This is a genomic window from uncultured Limnohabitans sp. (genome assembly GCF_937889215.1).
In the GTDB taxonomy this organism is placed as follows: domain Bacteria; phylum Pseudomonadota; class Gammaproteobacteria; order Burkholderiales; family Burkholderiaceae_C; genus Limnohabitans_A.
The window spans coordinates 1-1138 of sequence record NZ_CALBEX010000445.1 but is presented as its reverse complement, the minus strand read 5'-3'; the positions used below and the strand labels follow the sequence as shown (position 1 = coordinate 1138).

Here is a 1138-nt window from a genome sequence, read left to right as displayed (position 1 = left end):
GGTGGTCAGGCAGAACAGCGAGCAAATCACCATCACCGGCAAAGGGCTGGAGCCCGTCCAATCCGGGCTGTCAGCCAAAGCGCCTGCTGCCAAACAAATCCGCAGAGGGGCCGTGGTCAGGGTCATCCGCTTGACCAACGGCCAATGGGAACTCACGCAGCTGCCCGAAGTCGAAGGCGCCTTTGTGTCGATGACGCCTCAAACAGGCGCCATCCGGGCGCTGGTGGGTGGTTTTGACTTCACCAAAAATCAATTCAACCACGTCACACAAGCTTGGCGGCAGCCGGGCTCCAGTTTCAAGCCTTTCATCTATTCTGCAGCGCTTGAAAAGGGCATCTCTGCCAACACCCAGGTGAACGATTCGCCCTTGTTTTTTGGTGGTGGCGTGACCGGGGGCCAACCTTGGGAGCCGAAAAACTACGACGGCAAATTTGACGGACCCATGAGCCTGAGCACCGGTCTGGCCAGATCCAAGAACATGGTGTCGATACGGGTGCTTGAATCGGAGGGGCCGCGCAATGCCCAACAATGGATTGGCCGTTTTGGGTTTGATGAGGACAAGCACCCCCCTTATCTGACCATGGCCCTGGGGGCTGGCTCGGCCACCGTGATGCAGATGGCCACGGCCTATTCGGTCTTTGCCAACGGTGGCCAACTGGTGCCACCTCACCTGATCACACGCATCAGCGACTACAAAGGCCGCATCCTGGTCGACACCCCAGCCACCCCCAACAACCCCGCATCGGGTCGCGCCATCTCAGAGCGCAATGCCTTTGTCATGTCCACCTTGTTGCAAGAAGTGACCCGATCCGGCACGGCAGCAAGGGCCCAAGCCACCTTGGGGCGCACAGACCTTTTTGGCAAAACCGGCACCACCAACGACGCCATGGACGCCTGGTTTGCCGGTTACCACCCGCAATTGACCGCGGTGGTCTGGATTGGCTATGACAACCCCCGCAAACTTGGTGACCGAGAAACCGGCGGCGGCTTAAGTCTGCCGGTCTGGATCAAGTACATGGAAACCGCACTTCGCACCCTCCCCCAAACAGAGCTGACGCCGCCAGAGGGCTTGGTCAATGTCGCAGGAGAGTGGCTCTACAACGAGTTCGCCGTGAGCGGTGGCATCCAATCACTGGGC

The 1138-nt window shown here is 59.6% G+C and carries 1 protein-coding gene; it reads left to right on the top strand.

The genetic code is table 11. The features are described from left to right. Positions 1-1138 (top strand): penicillin-binding transpeptidase domain-containing protein (locus Q0341_RS11350; protein WP_299513306.1); only part of this gene is annotated, 1138 nt, incomplete at both ends.